Origin of the sequence: Nocardia jiangxiensis NBRC 101359 (assembly GCF_000308615.1) — a bacterium.
Taxonomy (GTDB): Bacteria; Actinomycetota; Actinomycetes; order Mycobacteriales; family Mycobacteriaceae; genus Nocardia; species Nocardia jiangxiensis.
In genome coordinates this window covers 16,998-30,858 of record NZ_BAGB01000163.1, presented here as the reverse complement: position 1 = coordinate 30,858, position 13,861 = coordinate 16,998, and the positions used below count along the sequence as shown (strand labels likewise).

At 67.6% G+C, this 13,861-nt stretch carries 14 protein-coding genes; 12 read left to right on the top strand and 2 right to left on the bottom strand.

The annotated features are described in order from the left end of the window. The first annotated feature begins 147 nt into the window (after positions 1–147). The 6 genes from ON40_RS38905 to ON40_RS53845 all read left to right on the top strand — a co-directional run bounded on the left by ON40_RS38905 (position 148) and on the right by ON40_RS53845 (position 5,422). Positions 148–1,803 (top strand): purine-cytosine permease family protein, encoded by a 1,656-nt coding sequence (locus ON40_RS38905; protein WP_040830453.1) that lies wholly within the window; start codon positions 148–150, stop codon positions 1,801–1,803. Next, on the top strand, positions 1,800–2,393 hold the full coding sequence (locus ON40_RS38900) for a cysteine hydrolase family protein (protein ID WP_040830452.1): 594 nt from the start codon (positions 1,800–1,802) through the stop codon (positions 2,391–2,393). Before ON40_RS38905 ends, ON40_RS38900 begins: the two co-directional genes overlap by 4 nt. 121 nt (positions 2,394–2,514) lie before the next feature. Further along, on the top strand, positions 2,515–3,255 hold the full coding sequence (locus tag ON40_RS38895; RefSeq protein ID WP_245568183.1) for a GntR family transcriptional regulator: 741 nt from the start codon (positions 2,515–2,517) through the stop codon (positions 3,253–3,255). Beyond that, entirely contained in the window at positions 3,252–4,673 is a 1,422-nt protein-coding gene (locus tag ON40_RS38890) for an amidase (protein WP_040830451.1), read from the top strand. Before ON40_RS38895 ends, ON40_RS38890 begins: the two co-directional genes overlap by 4 nt. Beyond that, positions 4,670–4,864 (top strand): hypothetical protein, encoded by a 195-nt coding sequence (locus ON40_RS38885; protein WP_040830450.1) that lies wholly within the window; start codon positions 4,670–4,672, stop codon positions 4,862–4,864. Before ON40_RS38890 ends, ON40_RS38885 begins: the two co-directional genes overlap by 4 nt. Positions 4,865–5,023: 159 nt before the next feature. Beyond that, positions 5,024–5,422 carry a hypothetical protein gene (locus tag ON40_RS53845; RefSeq protein ID WP_051194249.1) on the top strand — a complete coding sequence of 133 codons (399 nt, stop codon included), beginning with the start codon at positions 5,024–5,026 and terminating at the stop codon, positions 5,420–5,422. Between the two features lie 59 nt (positions 5,423–5,481). On the opposite strand, the gene ON40_RS38875 is transcribed toward ON40_RS53845, so the two are convergent. Beyond that, positions 5,482–6,126 carry a dihydrofolate reductase family protein gene (locus tag ON40_RS38875; RefSeq protein WP_040830449.1) on the bottom strand — a complete coding sequence of 215 codons (645 nt, stop codon included), beginning with the start codon at positions 6,124–6,126 and terminating at the stop codon, positions 5,482–5,484. An 88-nt stretch (positions 6,127–6,214) separates the two neighbouring features. Beyond that, positions 6,215–6,889 carry a TetR/AcrR family transcriptional regulator gene (locus tag ON40_RS38870; protein WP_051194248.1) on the bottom strand — a complete coding sequence of 225 codons (675 nt, stop codon included), beginning with the start codon at positions 6,887–6,889 and terminating at the stop codon, positions 6,215–6,217. A gap of 200 nt (positions 6,890–7,089) precedes the next feature. On the opposite strand from ON40_RS38870, the gene ON40_RS38865 reads away from it, so the two are divergent. From ON40_RS38865 to ON40_RS38840, 6 genes are all read left to right on the top strand, one after another. Continuing rightward, positions 7,090–8,886, top strand: a complete 1,797-nt coding sequence (locus ON40_RS38865) for a multicopper oxidase family protein (RefSeq protein WP_051194247.1) — start codon at positions 7,090–7,092, stop codon at positions 8,884–8,886. A gap of 97 nt (positions 8,887–8,983) precedes the next feature. Next, positions 8,984–9,796 (top strand): MlaE family ABC transporter permease, encoded by an 813-nt coding sequence (locus ON40_RS38860; RefSeq protein WP_051194263.1) that lies wholly within the window; start codon positions 8,984–8,986, stop codon positions 9,794–9,796. Then, positions 9,793–10,641, top strand: coding sequence for an ABC transporter permease (locus ON40_RS38855; protein ID WP_040830446.1), 849 nt, complete (start codon positions 9,793–9,795; stop codon positions 10,639–10,641). The genes ON40_RS38860 and ON40_RS38855 overlap by 4 nt, the downstream gene beginning before the upstream one ends. A 5-nt stretch (positions 10,642–10,646) precedes the next feature. Beyond that, positions 10,647–11,819 (top strand): MCE family protein, encoded by a 1,173-nt coding sequence (locus ON40_RS38850; protein WP_040830522.1) that lies wholly within the window; start codon positions 10,647–10,649, stop codon positions 11,817–11,819. Next, positions 11,816–12,838, top strand: coding sequence for an MCE family protein (locus tag ON40_RS38845; RefSeq protein WP_040830445.1), 1,023 nt, complete (start codon positions 11,816–11,818; stop codon positions 12,836–12,838). The genes ON40_RS38850 and ON40_RS38845 overlap by 4 nt, the downstream gene beginning before the upstream one ends. Continuing rightward, positions 12,835–13,857: an MCE family protein gene (locus tag ON40_RS38840; RefSeq protein ID WP_040830521.1), complete on the top strand. Its 1,023-nt coding sequence runs from the start codon at positions 12,835–12,837 to the stop codon at positions 13,855–13,857. Before ON40_RS38845 ends, ON40_RS38840 begins: the two co-directional genes overlap by 4 nt. Positions 13,858–13,861 lie beyond the last annotated feature (4 nt).

Here is a 13,861-nt window from a genome sequence, read left to right as displayed (position 1 = left end):
GCGTAAGTGTCGGGGGCTCCGGTGAAAGCGCAGGTCCACGGGGGAGTTTCGGGTCCGGGGGTGGCGTAACGAGGCGCAACAGAATCGGATACGGGGTTGAAATACGGGGTTGGGACGGTCGATCCAGCACAGCGAAGGGATCGACAGATGGGCTTCACCGACAACCCCAAAATGGAGGATTACTCCCTGCGATATACGCCGGGCGCATTCCGCAAATGGTCACCGTGGATGGTGTTCCTGTCCTGCCTGGTGGGGATATCCGCGATGGCGGGTTACGCATTGGACGCGGCGTTCGTCGACTCGTTCGGGTTCGGCAACGCGCTGATCGGCTTCGGCCTCGCCGCGGTGGTGACGGTGCCGCTGACGATCGTGATCGCGTTCGCCATCGCCCGCGGCCATATCGACATCGACTTACTCACCCGCGGTTCGGGTTTCGGATATCTGGGCTCGACGGTGACCTCACTGGTCTACGCGACCTACACCCTGATCTTCCTCGCCTACGAAGGGGCGATCATGGCGCAGGCGGTCACGGCGCTGACCGGACTGGACATCCATCTGTCCTACGTCGCGGTGGCGGTGGTGATGATTCCGCTGACCCTCTACGGCATGTCGTTCAGCGCGAAGTTCCAGGCGTGGACCTGGCCGCTGTGGATCGCGTTGATCGGGCTGGCCCTGGGCAGCGCGGCCACCGCACCGGATGCCGGAACGCATATGGTGCATCCGGCCAGTGTGGGCCCGGCGGGTGTGGCCGGAATGTCGGTGCTGGCGATCTTCGCCATCGCCGCCGCGCAGTTGTCGCTGGCCGCGCAGGTGGGGGAGCAGGGCGACTATCTGCGGCTGATGCCCGATCCGGAGCGTGGCAAGCGGGGGCGCTGGCGGCTGGCAGTGGTGTTCGGCGGACCGGGATTCGCGTTGTTCGCGATGGGGATCTTCTTCGCCTCCACGCTCCTGGTCGGTTACGCCTCGACCAAGTTGAGCCCGGGGCAGGTCGGGGTGCCGGTCGATTTGTTCACTGCTGTCTACGAGCGGGTCACCGGTAATCACACCAGCGCGTTGATCCTGGCCGGGACCTTGGTGTTGCTGTCCCAGATCAAGATCAACATCATGAACACGTACTCGGGTTCACTATCGTGGTCGAACTTCTTCTCCCGGCTGCTGCATCGTCACCCGGGGCGCGCGGCCTGGGTCTTCCTACAGGTCGGGTTGTCGTTGGTACTCATGGAGATCGGCATCTTCGACCACATCGTCGAGGTGCTGGCCTGGTACTCCAATATCGGCATCGCCTGGATCGCGGCCATGGTCGCGGATCTGGTGATCAACAAACGCTGGCTGAAACTCGCTCCGCCGCAACTGGTCTTCCACCGCGCACACCTCTACAACGTGAACCCGGTCGGCTTCGGATCCATGGTGATCGCGGGTGCGGTGTCGATGATCGCCTACTACGGCGCGTTCGGGTCCACGGCCGCGGCCCTGTCGCCGTTCGTCGCATTGGTGCTGGCACTGGTGCTGCCGCCGCTGATCGCCTGGCTGACCAAGGGCCGCTGGTACATCGCCCGGATCTCCGAGCTGCCCGAGCACGACGGCGAACTCCCGTGCTCGGTATGCGAGGGCAGCTTCGACGTGGTCGATATGGCCACCTGTCCGTTCCACGGCGGCACGGTGTGCTCACTGTGCTGCTCGACCGAGGGCGCCTGCCGGGACGCCTGCAAACCGAATGCGTGGCGACCGCCGAAAGGCGCTGTGCCCCTGGGCATGCCCGTGGTGGCTCGCACCGCACAACCCGAATTGGAGGTGGCGCGATGAAGGCGCTGATCGTCGTCGACATGCAGAACGGCTTCTGCCATCCGGACGGCTCGCTGCCGCGCCTGGGCATGGCCCTGAGCGGGGCCCAGGAGGCGGTCGCCCGGACCGCGACTGCCGTGCAGCACGCCCGCCGCACCGGTATGCCGGTGATCTTCACCCGCCACGTCTACCGTCCCGGCTATCCGGATCAGGGGCCGTGGCTGGGCGGCCGGACCCCGGACCTGTCCTCGGTCGGCGGCCTGCTCGCGGGCAGCTGGGACGGCGATGTGGTGGACGAACTCGGCTGCGGCCCCGCGGATCTGGTGGTCGACAAGGTGCGGCTGGACGCATTCCAGTGGACTTCGCTCGAACCGCTGCTGCGCGGTCTGGGCGTGACCGAACTCGTCGCCTGCGGCGTGGTGACCAACTTCTGCGTCGAGACGACCGTGCGCTCGGCGGTCATGCGCGATTTCGAGGTGACCCTGCTGCACGACTGCTGCGCCGCGCAGACCCCGCGCCTGCACGAGATCGGTATCGAGATCATGCGCGACTGCGGGTTCGCCGAGGTCGTCGCGGTCGCGGACTTCGCGGCAACGGCGGTGGCGGCATGAACGCCACGGCCCTGCCGGATTCGGTTGCCCGAGGGGTGCGGACATGATCGCGCTGACCTGTAACACCCCGGTCACGGAGGGGAGATCGCTCGGCAACGGTGGTTGCTTACCGTCCAGGGGTATGCGGACTGCGCCCGGAGGGCAGCGGGCCCACGATGTGCGTCGGCTGCGGGACATATTGCGCGCCACGGTGCGTGGCGGCGGGTACGAGCGCGGGCAGTTGCCGAGTGAGATCGAGCTGATGACCGCTTATCGGGTGTCCCGGGCGACCGTGCGTGCGGCGCTGGCGCTGCTGCGCACCGAGGGGCTGATCGAACGGACGCAGGGTATCGGCACGCACGCCGTGCTGGAACCGGTGACGACCTCGCTGCCGGAGGCACACGGTGTCATGAAACCCACGGTGGGCAGCATGTTCAACCACCGGATGCGTCCGCGCGAACTGGATCGGTCGATGGTCCCGGCCCCGGGCGCCATCGCCGAACGGCTCGAAATCGCGCCGGGCACACCGTGTCTGCGACTCGAGTATCTCGCGCTGCACGAGGACGAGCCGCTGGCGCTGGCGACGAATTACGTGCGCTGTCCCGAGGCGATCGCGCTGCGGGACACACCGTTCGTCTCCGACTGGTACCAACTTCTCGCCGATTCCGGTGTGGCGCTGTCGGATTCGGAATTCGTGATCGACTGTGAACCGGCCGACGCCCCGTTGGCCGCGGCGCTGGGCGTGCGTGAGGGCACGCCCCTGATCTCGATGGAACAGATCATCTACGACCTCGGCGGCCGTCCGTTCGACGTCGCCTTCATCCACACCCGCGGGGAGCGATTCCGATTCCTCTCGCGTGCCAGCAGCAGGGAGCTGAAATGACCGACATACCACTCACTCTCACCGATGCGGCCGCGTCGCTACGTGCCGGAACGACGAGCTCGGTCGCGCTGACCCGCGCCGCGATCGCCGCTGCCGATGAATTCGACGGCACCGTGGGCGCCTATCTGACCCGGTTCGACGAGTACGCCCTCGAGCGTGCCGCCGAGGCGGACGCTGATCTCGCTGCCGGGCGGGATCGCGGGCCGCTGCACGGAATTCCGGTGGGCGTCAAGGATATTCTCGCCATGGCCGAGGGGCCGACGACCGCGCAGAGCCTGATTCTGGATCGGGCGTGGGGTGCGGGTAAGGATGCACCGGTCGTCGCGCGGCTGAAGGCGGCCGGCGCGGTGCTCACCGGGAAGACCACGACGATGGAATTCGCCTGCGGTATGCCCGACACCACCAAACCCTTTCCGGTGCCGCGCAATCCGTGGGATCCGGCGACCTGGCCGGGCGGGTCCAGTTCGGGTACCGGGATCGGTGTCGCGACGGGAATGTTCCTGGCCGGAATCGGCACCGACACCGCGGGCAGCATTCGGATTCCCGCCGCGTTCTGCGGTGTGAGCGGTCTGATGCCGACCTTCGGCCGGGTGCCCAAATCCGGTTGTGTGCCACTGGGTTACAGCCTCGATCACATCGGGCCGCTGGCCCGCAGCGCGCGGGACTGCGCGGCGATGCTCGAGGTGCTCGCCGGTGCGCACCCCAGCGATCCGGACTGTGTGGACGCGCCGTTCGCGATGCCGGAATGGGCCGGGGATCTGAACGGTGTGCGGATCGGGGTGGTGCGTGAGGGGCACTTTCCCGAGCACGGCGATCCCGCGCTGACGGCGACTTTCGATGCGGCCGTGGACGTTCTGGTGCGCGCCGGGGCGGACGTGCGGGAAGTGGTGCTGCCCTATCGGCAGGAGATGATCACCGCGGACATGATCACTATGGGATGCGAGGCACTGGCCTATCACCGCACCGATCTGTCGCAGCGATGGGACGATTATTTCCTCGCCACGCGGGCCATGCTGGCGATCGGCGCTCAGGTGTCGGGCGCGGATTACGTTCAGGCGCAACGGGTCCGGAGTGTCGCCCAGGACGCGGTGGGCGAGCTGTTCGACACCGTGGACCTGGTGGTGTGCCCGACCGCGGCGGTCGGCGCGCCCACCTTCGAATCGATCACCGGCCCGGGTGGTCAGACCGATGTCGGGACGCTGTTCAGCCTGATCCACACCCCGTACTGGGATTCGGTCGGCAATCCCGTGCTGGCCGTGCCGATGGGTTTCACCGCGGCCGGACTGCCGCTGTCGATGCAACTGGCCGGACCGGCCTTCGGCGAGGCGGAGATCCTGCGTGTCGCCGACGTATTCCAGCAGGCCACGCAGTGGCATCTGCGTGCGCCCGAACTCGCCACCGAAGGAGCTGCGGCATGAACGAGGTCATGAAAATCCTGCTCGATGCGGCGCAACTGCCCGCGTCCGAGGACGAGATCGCCGCCTACGCGGCGGGATTCGCCGATCAGCGCGCCGCGGTGGATGCCCTCTACGCGGTACCGGAGGCGCGATACGCGGCCCCGGCGCTGCATTTCCGGGCCGCGTCGCGAATCGCGGACTGGGCGAGCTGAGGTCGTAACGACCGGAAATCCAGGATCCGTCTCTTGCCTGTTGAATGTGCCGTTAAATGACGGTACATTAATCAACGGTAAGAGGCGGATCCGGCGAGTGTGGGGCATGGTCTCGGGCGGAAAGCGGATCCGAATACGTTGTGCACGTTAGGAGTTCGCATGTCTCGAAATCTCGTTCCGCTGAATGCGCGGCGCACGCTGTCCCGTGCGGCCGTCGCGTTCGTCATCGTCGCGACGCCGGTCGCGGTCGCGTCACCGGCCTTCGCGTCACCGGCTGCCGGAATTCCGGTGACCCCGGCTCCCGCGGCCACCGCCCCCGCCACTCCGTCGGCCGATCCGGTGCATCGCGGCTGGGGTCATGGCGGTTGGGGGCATCCCGGTTGGGGGCATGGTGGCTGGGGTCATCGTGGTTGGGGTCATCACGGCTGGGGTTGGAATCAGTGGCAGGGCGGCGGCTGGAATCAGTACGGCGGCGGCATGTTCTCGCCGTACCCGTACGGAGGCGGCATGTTCTCGCCGTTCGGATACGGCGGCATGTCCACCGGCAGCGCCATGTGAGCGTGGCGTATCGCGGGGCGGAGCCGTCGCCGGTGCGAATCGGCGGCGGCCCGCACCCCTCAGCGCCGCCAGAAGAAGTGGTGCACCATACCGCTCGGGCTGGGGATCTGCTCCAGGTGGAAGCGGTCGGTGAGTTCCTCGGGGTTGGACCACAGCCGCTCGCCACGGCCGATCTCGAGTCGTCCCACCGCGATGTGCATCTGATCGATGAGATCGGCGTCGAGGAATTCCCGCACCGTGTTCACTCCGCCGCCGATGCGCACATCCTTCCCGTCGGCCGCGGCGAACGCCTGTGCCAGCGCCTCCTTCGGCGATGCGTCGAGGAAGTGGAACGTGGTCTCGCCCAGCGTGAACGAGGGCCGCACGTGGTGGGTGAGCACGAAAACCGGTGTGTGGAACGGGGGTTCCTCGCCCCACCAGCCCTGCCAGTCGTAGTTCTCCCATGGACCGCGTTGCGGGCCGAATTTGTTGCGCCCCATGATCTCCGCGCCGATGTTGTTGTGGAAGTCGCGGGTGCAGTAGTCGTCCAGGCCGTAGCCGCCGCCCGGTTCGGTGCGGTTCGGCCAGTGTGCGGTCGCACCTGCCCAGGCGAACAGTTCGGATGGATCGGCGTGACCGAACGGCCGCTCGAAACTCTGCCCCTCCCCGGCTCCGTAACCGTCGCTCGACAGGGTGAAGTTCTGGACGCGGACCAGCTGTGTCATTCGAAACCCCTTCTGGTTGCAATCTGCAATCGGTTGAGAATCTACCTAGACGACGATCCCGGTCACCGGCAGAAGGTGCGGCACCACCTCACCGAGGCGGCTCCGGAGTCTGTGCCGGTGTGGTGAGCAGATCGATGACCGCCTGCGCCTCCTGCGCGGTGGGGATGGGCAGGCTGTCGCGGCCGTGGATGAGGCCGATGCCCAGGTAGACCATCGCGCCCGCACGCAGGCGGGCCTGGGCGGTGTCGAATCCGAGCTCGAGCATGGTCTGCTCGACGATGTCGAAGACCTTGCGCTCGAGCGCCTGGACCGCACCGGCCACCTTGGCGTCGTTGCGGGCCCATTCGCGCACCGTGGCCTCCACGATCCAGGTGCTCGGATCCACCAGTAGTGAGGCCATCTGCTCGATGCGCTGCTCGACGGGGATGGAGTCGATGGCGCCCAGGGCGCGCACGGCATCGCTCTGCACGGCGGCCCAGCGATCGGCCATCGCCTCCATGAGCTGCTGGATGTCGTCGAAATGCCAGTAGAAGCTGCCCTTGGTGACGCCCAGTTCGGTGCACAGCCGGGGAATCTTGATGGCGGACACGCCTTCTCGGGCCAGCAGGGCCAGTGCGCCATCGACCCAGTCGTCGTAGGACAGGCGCGGGCTGCGGCTGCGACCGCTGCGCTGGGCCTGTGCCTTCTTCGATCGACGCGGTCGCGCACCGGATTCCGGTTCGGCCCCGGCGTGCGGTTCCGGGGGGTTATCTGCTGCGCTCACGTCTTCGATGCTAGGTCAGTGGTCGGGCGGGCCGTTGCGGGGACGGCTCGCGGCGCAGGTGAGAGGGCTGAATTCACGGGTTCTCCGATTCTGCTCGCCCGGTGCTCGCGGCTGTGTACCATTCACCGAAGTACCGTCGACTATACCAAAAAGTATGATCAGCAGGATGCGCGATGAGGCCATCCGAGGAGGGCCCAGCGATGGATGGACCGATCGGCCGCCGGGGATTTCTGCACCGCGCCGGAGCCGGTCTGGTCGCCGCGGGAATGTACTGCCGCACAGCGAATCTCGCGTCCGCCGACCCACCCGCCCTGCCGCCCAGCCCGCTGCTGTTCCACTCCCCGCCGATGCGGCCCTTCCGCGACGAGATGCCGCGGCTGCCGGTGCTGCGCGGCGACGATCTGGAGCTGAACGCCGCGACGACGACGCACCGATTCCATCGCGATCTGGGCCCCTCGCCCGCGCTGGGCTACGGCGGAATGGAGTACCTGGGGCCGACCATCGAACATCGGGTGGACGAGCCGCTGACCCTCCGGTTCGGCAATCGGATCGGCACGCACCCCTTCACGGCGGATCTGGACACCACCGTGCACGGAGTCGGCGAGCGGTACCGGACCTCGCCGCCGTGTTCGTTCCATCTGCACGGCGCAGTGACCCCGCCGGACAGCGACGGACATCCCGAGCGGCTGGTCTTCCCGGGACAGGGCCTCACACACCACTTTCCGCTGCGGCAGTACGCCGCGAACCTCTGGTATCACGACCACGCGATGGGCATCACCCGGGCGAACGTGTACGCCGGGCTGGCCGGAATGGTGCTGCTGCGCGACGAATTCGACACCGGCGCGCCCGGCAATCCGCTCGGACTGCCCGCGGGTGAGTTCGAGGTCCCGATGGTGTTGCAGGAGAAGCTGTTCACCGCCGAAGGACAGCAGAGTCTGCGCTCGACGGTCATCGTGCCGCAGGGCGCGTGGGAGGGCGGCGGCGTCGGTGATGTCGGGGTCGTCAACGGCGTCGTGTGGCCGGAACTCGAGGTCGCCCGCGGGCTCTACCGGTTCCGGGTGCTCAACGCGGCCTCGTTCAGTCTGTGGAATCTGTTCTTCGGCAACCGCATGCAGTTCTGGGTGATCGGCAATGATCACGGACTGCTGGACCGGCCGGTGCCGGTGCGCGATCTGCTGCTCGAGCCGGGCGAGCGGGTGGATCTGCTGGTCGACTTCTCCGTACTCGCGCCGGGGGAGACGGTCGAACTGCGCAACGACGAGGCGCCGGTGTTCCAGGCGGCGATTCTCGGTGAGGTCGCGATGCCGCTGTTCTGCCGGTTCCGCGCGGCGAGTCGTCGCGGGTTCACCGGTCCTGTGCCGCAACGACTTCGGGGCGCGGTTGGGCTGCCCGCGGCGATGCCCGCACTGGAGAAACCGACCGTCGTGCGGAACCTCACCGTGAGCCAGCCCTACGCGGTGCGCATGCCACCGGCGATCATGGTGCTGAACAACCTCACCTTCGACGATCCCGAGATCGAGATGCCGCGCCAGGGCACGGTCGAGCAGTGGAACATCATCAACATCACCCCCGACCCGCATCCGATCCACATCCACCTGGTCAACTTCCGCATCCTGGGCCGAACCCCGTTGCGCACCATCGACTATCAGGCCGCCAACCCCCAGCCGCCCGTCGGCGTGAAGTGGACCCCCTCGGCGGAGAACTTCCTGGCCGGACCCGAACAGCCGCCCGCCGCATGGGAATCGGGCTGGAAGGACATCGTCCGCGCCGAGGGCGGCACCGTCACCCGCATCATCGTCCGGTTCCCGAGCGCCGAAGAACTCGGCTTCGACCCGGACGCGACCTTTCCCGGCCGTCCCGTGTCGGATACCGGAAACGACATGGCAGCAGCACATTACATGTCGCACGGACAGCTACAGGGTTACGTCTGGCACTGCCATCTGCTCGACCACGAGGACCACGAAATGATGCTGCGCTATCGGACGGTGCGCGGATGATCGCCCGCCACGTCACCGGGTTCCTCAGATGCACCTCTACAACAGGCGATTCCGGAATCGAACGGATGATCCGAATATGACCACATCGGGGAATCGAATGCAGGAGTTGCCGATTCGGGCCCGAGCGGGGGTGACGAAGGCCGCTTCGGGGGTCCGGGGTGCGGTGGGTGCCCTGGGCGAGTTCTATCTGCTGGCCCTGGATACCGCACGGGCGTTGGGGCGCGGGCGGTTTCCGTGGGGGGAGTTCGCGGAGCAGTGCTGGTTTCTGGCCCGGGTGTCGTTGTTGCCGACGGTGATGATGTCGATTCCGTTCACCGTGCTGGTCGTGTTCACGTTGAACTCGCTGCTCGGGGAGATCGGGGCGAGCGACTTGTCCGGTGCGGGAGCGGGTTTGGGGGCCGTCACGCAGATCGGGCCGCTGGTGACCGTGCTGGTCGTCGCGGGGGCGGGGGCCACCGCGATGGCCTCGGATATCGGGTCCCGGGTGATCCGGGAGGAGATCTCCGCGATCGAGGTGCTCGGCATCGATCCGGTGCAGCGGCTGGTGCTGCCGCGCGTGCTGGCCTCGACCGTGGTCGCGGTGCTGCTCAACGGGGCGGTGTGCGCGATCGGGCTGATCGGCGGGTTCTTCTTCTCGGTGTACCTGCAGAACGTCTCGCCGGGCGCGTACGCGTCGAGTGTGACGCTGCTGGTCGGGTCGGGCGATCTGGCGTTGTCGGAGTTCAAGGCGGCGGTCTCGGGCGGGATCGCCGGTCTGGTCGCCTGCTATCGCGGGCTGTCGGTCACCGGTGGACCCAAGAGCGTCGGCAACGCGGTCAACGAAACCGTCGTGTTCGCCGCGGTGGCGCTGTTCGTCGCGAATCTCGTGCTGACCTCGATCGGCCTGGCACTGGGGAGTGGGCGGCGATGAGCACCGCGAACGACGCGATCGGGTCGCTGCGCCGCCGGGCGGGCACGGCCGGCCGCGCGGTGGACGCGGTCGGCGATCAGGTGCTGTTCTATCTGCGCTCGGTGTTGTCGGTGGGCCGGGCCGCGCGTTCGTACCGCGACGAGACGCTCCGGCTGATCTCCGAGATCAGTTTGGGCACAGGCATTCTCGCGCTGGTCGGCGGCAGCGTGGTGATCATGGGATTCCTGACCTTCTTCGCCGGGGCGACCGTGGCGGTGCAGGGGTATCACGCACTCGGCGGCGTCGGGGTGGAGGCGTTCACCGGATTTCTGTCCGCCTACGTCAACGTGCGCGTGGTCGCGCCGGTGACCGCGGGGGTCGGCCTGGCGGCCACGATCGGCGCGGGGACCACTGCCGAGCTGGGTGCGATGCGGATCAGTGAGGAGATCGACGCGCTGGACGCCATGGCGATTCGTTCGGTGCCGTATCTCGTCGGCACCCGGTTGCTCGCGGGTCTGATCGTGGTCGTCCCGCTGTACGCGCTGAGCGTGGTGGCGGCATTCCTGTCCAGCCGGATCACGACGGTGCTGGTGCTGGGCCAGTCCGCCGGGGTCTACGACCACTACTTCGGCACCTTCCTGAACCCCGACGACGTGCTGTGGTCGTTCGCGCAGGCCATGGCGATGGCCGCGGTGGTGATGCTGGTGCACACCTACTACGGATTCCACACCGTGGGTGGTCCGGCCGGTGTCGGCGTCGCCACCGGACGTGCGGTGCGCCTGTCGCTGATCTGCGTGGTGACGGTGACGCTGCTGATCTCGCTGGCCCTCTACGGCAGCGCCCGGCAACTCCATCTGGCGGGTTGATCACGATGACCCGTCACTCGCTGGCCAAGAAGTTCGCCGCCCTCGTCCTGGCGCTCGCGCTCGCGGGCGCGCTCGCCCTGACCTACGCCGCGTACCGGGGCGCATTCCGTCCGTCGGTGGACATCACCATCGAATCCGGCCGCGCCGGACTGGCTCTGCGGACCGGCGCATTGGTCAAGCGCCACGGTGTGGAGGTCGGCCGGGTCGCCCGCGTCGAGCAGGGGTCGGCGGGCGCGGTCGTCGATGTGCGGCTGGACCGGACCGCGGCGGCGACCGTACCGGCGGGCTCCGGCGCGGACATCACCTCCACGACCATCTTCGGCGAGAAGTACATCGCCCTGACCGATCCTCGCGACGAGTCCGCGGGACCGATCCGCGCCGGAACGACCATCCGCGCGGGTTCGGTGACCGTCGAGATCGATTCGATCTTCGAATCGCTCACCGCGATCCTGCAAGCCGTCGCGCCGGAAGAACTCAACACCACCCTCTCGGCGATCGCCGCGGCGCTGCGCGGTCAGGGGGCGGACCTCGGCCGAGCGGTGGACGACGCGAATGCCGTTCTGGCGACGATCAATCCGCGACTTCCGCAACTGCGTCACGATCTGCGTTCGACCGCCGAGGCCGCCACCGTCTACGCCGACGCCGACGACGATCTGTCCGCCACCCTCACCAACGCCTCCACCACCGCCGACACCCTCGTGGCCACCGACGACACCCTCGATTCGGCCCTGTTGTCGATGATCGGCATGTCCGGCACGGCCGATCAGGTCCTGACGCAGAACAGCGAACCGCTGATCTCCGCGATCGGCCTGCTGCATCCGACGACCACCCTGCTGGGCCGGTACTCGCCCGAATTCACCTGTTTCCTCCAGGGCGCGGACGAGGCCCGCAAACTCGCCGAACCGGTCTCCGGTGGCAACGGATCGACCATGCTGCTGCGCTCGACCTTCCTGCTCGGCGTGAGCTCGTACACCTATCCGGGCAATCTGCCGGTCGTGCGCGCCGGCGGCGGACCCCGGTGCGGCGCACTGCCGAAGGTGAGCATGAACCAGGTCCCGACGCCCGCGATCGTCGCCGATACCGGGGTCGATCCCTTCCACGGCGGTACCACCTCACCGCAGCTGGTGCCCGGTTCGCTGCTGAATCTGCTGTATGCCGCGAAGGGAGGGGCGCGATGAGCCGCACCGCAACGACCGTGAAGACCGGACTGTTCGCCGCGGTGATGCTACTGATCGTGGTCGCGCTGGTGATCGTGTTCGGCCAGTACCGATTCGACGCGCACAGCCGGTACTACGCCGAGTTCACCGACGTATCCGGTTTGAAGAAGGGCGATTTCATCCGGGTCGCCGGTGTCGAGGTCGGGCGGGTGGCCGCGGTCGGTGTGGACGCCGACTATCGCGGGCACGTCGCGCTGGACGTCGACGGCGACTATCGGATCACGCACGCGACGCGGGCGACTGTCCGCTACCAGAACCTCGTCGGTGATCGTTACCTCGAATTACAGGACGGCCCAGGCGATTCCGCGCCCGCGTCAGCCGGCTACACCATCGGCCCGGACCACACCCAACCGGCGCTGGATCTGGATCTGCTGATCGGCAGCTTCCAACCGCTGTTCCGCGGCCTGGACCCGGTGCAGATCAACAACCTGTCCGGCGAACTGATCGCGGTCCTGCAAGGCCAAGGCGGCACCGTGCAGTCGCTGCTCGTGCACGCCGCCTCGCTGACCAGCACCCTCGCCGACCGCGACGAGGTGATCGGTCGCGTGGTGAGCAATCTGGACACCGTGCTGGGCAGCGTCGACAAGCACAGCGCCGAATTGTCCTCGGCCCTGGACACCGCGCAGCAGATCGCGACCGGCCTGGCCCAGGACGATCAAGCGTGGGGCCAGGCGCTGACCCACATCGACGCCTCGACCGCATCCCTGGCCAGTCTGCTCACCCAGGACCGGCCCGCGCTCGCGGGCACCGTGAATCAGCTGAACCGCACCGCAACCCAGCTCGACGCCGGATCCGGCACACTCGACAGCATCCTGGGCAGACTGCCGGACACCTATGCCGCGCTGACCAGACTCGGCGCGTACGGCAACTTCTTCAACTACTACCTGTGCGGTCTGCGCATCAAACTCGACGGCCCCGGCGGCAAGGACTTCACCACACCCCTGATCGGGCAGACCACCGGGCGGTGCGCGCCGAAATGAACCGAAATACCGAGACCCGCAACGTCTTCCGCGCCGGACTTCTGGGCACCGCGCTGATCGGCCTGGTAGTGCTGGCAACCCTGAACATCGATTCCCTGCCGTTCCTGAGCAGCCACAGCACCTATCGCGCGCTGTTCACCGACAGCGGCGGCCTGCACACCGGTGACGTGGTGGAGGTCGCCGGAGTCGATTGCGGCAGTGTGCGTCACGTCGCCATCGACCACGCCGCGGTGGCGGTGGAATTCGATCTCGGCTGCGGAGTGCGGCTGGGCAGCGACACCACCGCGCGGATCGTCACCGCGACCGTGCTGGGCGCACGGCACCTGCGCCTGCAACCCGCCGGGCGACACACCCTGCGACCCGGCAGCACGCTGGGCCTGGACCACACCACCTCGCCCTACAACCTCAACGACGCGCTGACCGACCTGAACGACACCGCGGGCAATATCGACACCGCGCAACTGAGCAAGGCCATGCAGGTGCTGGCCGGAACCCTGCAGCGCACCCCCGATGATCTGCGCGCGGCCGTCGACGGCGTCGGGCGGCTGTCCGCGACGATCGCCGAACGCGATCAGCAGTTGCGTGATCTGCTCGAGCACGCCGGACGGGTGACCACCGTGCTGGCACAGCGCAGCGGCCAGCTCGACACGCTCGTCGTCGACGCGAATACCGTTCTGGGAGAACTACAGAGCCGTCGCGAAGCGGTATCGACCCTGTTCGGCAACGTCAGCAAGCTGGCCGAACAGCTGCGCGGGCTGGTGCACGACAATCAGGCGCAGCTGGGCCCGACGCTGGACAAGGTCGACGCCGTACTGGCCGTGCTGAACAAGAACAACGCGAACATCAGCGCCGCCATCGCCCGCCTCGGTCCGTACATGACCGAGCTGGGCGAGGCCGTGGCCAGCGGCCCGTTCTTCAACTCCTACATCCAGAACCTGATCCCCGGGCAGCTCATCGCCCCGTACGTCGACGCGGCGCTGGGCCCGCCCGCTCCCACAATTCCCCAGGGGGGAAAATGAATTC